Raw genomic sequence first — 1,788 nt, forward strand, 5'->3', positions numbered from 1 at the left:
CAAGGCCGCGTAGTTAAGGGCTGTGGGCTGGTGGCAACACTCTTGTGGGTGTTGTTGGTGTGGGTGCTGGGGGTTTGGTGGTGAAGTGTCCGGGTCTGGTTCTGATGATGTCGCCGCGGTTGACCATGTCGGCGAGTTTGTAGCGGGCTTGGGTGGCGTCGATGCCGGTGTGGTCGGCGATGTCGTGGGTGGTGACGGGTTGGCCGGCGGTGAGGTGCAGCCGGTTGAGGATCTTTTGGGTGAGGGTGCTGGTCCTGGGTCGGGTGCGGGGTTTCGGTGGCGGGGTTCTGGTGGTGGCCCAGATGGTGTGGATACGGGTGGTGACGGCGGTGCTGGCGGCGGGCCGGGGATCGTCGGTGGGCCGGTAGGCGTATCGGGAGATCGGGGATTTGACCTTGCGTTGGCTGGCACGGTCGCGGCGGGCGGGCAGCGCGTCGGTGGCGGCGCTGCCGCCGCGGGTGGGTGCGAGGGTGTCTGGCAGGATGCCGGCGGCGTTGATGAGCTGGTTGCAGGCGTTGGCCAGGGCGATGGTGAAGCTGGCGCGGTCGGGGTCGGTGCCGGGGCGCTGTTCGGTGGCTTCGGTGATCGCGGTGCGGATCAGCTGGTAGAGGATGAGCAGTCCCCAGAGTTCCTGATGGAGACCGGCTCGGGTGGCCGAGCGCAGGACACGCTGGTGGAACAGGGTGTGGCGCAGGGCGTAGAAGGCTGATTCGATCTCCCAGCGTTCGTGGTAGAGACCGGTCAGGGTGGCGGCCGGGTGCCGGTGGTGGTCGGTCAGGGTGGTGGCCAGCCGGTAGCGGCCGCCGATCGTGGTGCCATCGGCCAGGACGGTGGTGATCTCGGCTTCGATGACTCTGGCCTGGAGGTCACCCAAGTGGGTTAGGTAGCTGCCGTCCGGTAACGGGGTCTCGACCGGCGGGCGGCGGCCTTCAGTGAGCCGGACCAGCAGGTGCGCTCCGGTCGCGGCGACGTCGGCCAGGAACGTGTTGCCGTTGAATCCCCGGTCGAGCAGCACCAGCATGTCCTTGTCCAGCAGGTGCGGCAGCCGGCTCGCGTAGCCGGGTTCGCCCCCGTCACTCAAGGCTCCGAACCGGGCCCCCAGCAGGGCGCGGCTGCCGGTCTCGACCATGGCCATCAGCATCAGCTGCGGATATCCGGCGGTGCCTTGACGGTGCCGGACCTTACCCAGCCAGTGACGATGCTCGGGGGTGTCGGCGGTCTTGAAGGAGCTGCACCCGTCGAAGGCCACCGTGCGCAGGCCGCGATAGGTCACTCCGGGCGTATCCGGTCGTGCCGACGGCCCGGCCACGACGTCGAACAGTGCCCGTAACGGTGCCGCTCCCAGCCGTCGGCGGGCGTGCCGTAACGCCGCTTCCGAGGGTGTCGGTAGCGGCAGCCCGGACAGTCCGGCCACTAGCTTCCCCCACACCAGCAGATACCCCGAACGAGGGAACAGGGACAGGGCGATCACGAAGTAGACCACGACCCGAGACGGCAGATCCCGCAGCCGCTGCTGCACCCGTACCGTCTCGGCGAGCACCGCATCTACCAGGTCGAACGGCAGGAACCGTGTCAACTCACCCAGATGGCCGGGAGCGAACACTCCCGCCGCCGCGGTGATGGTGCGCGTCAACGTGACCGTGGCAGACTCGACAGACAACGGGGCCTCCCGCAAAGCAGATAGATCTTCGTCGACTACCTGCCTACCGGAGGCCCCGTTCCTAATGCACCTACATCCACCGAACGAGTGTTGCCAACACCCCGAACCCCTTAACTACGCGGCCTTGG

Annotated in this window: 1 protein-coding gene; it reads right to left on the reverse strand. The window is 67.6% G+C overall.

The window, feature by feature from the left end; translation table 11 throughout:
- Positions 1-13 precede the first annotated feature (13 nt).
- Positions 14-1,660 carry an IS4 family transposase gene (locus LPA41_RS40720; protein WP_229076850.1) on the reverse strand — a complete coding sequence of 549 codons (1,647 nt, stop codon included), beginning with the start codon at positions 1,658-1,660 and terminating at the stop codon, positions 14-16.
- Between the last annotated feature and the right edge of the window lie 128 nt (positions 1,661-1,788).

It is taken from the genome of Actinoplanes sp. DH11 (genome assembly GCF_020873875.1).
In the GTDB taxonomy this organism is placed as follows: domain Bacteria; phylum Actinomycetota; class Actinomycetes; order Mycobacteriales; family Micromonosporaceae; genus Actinoplanes.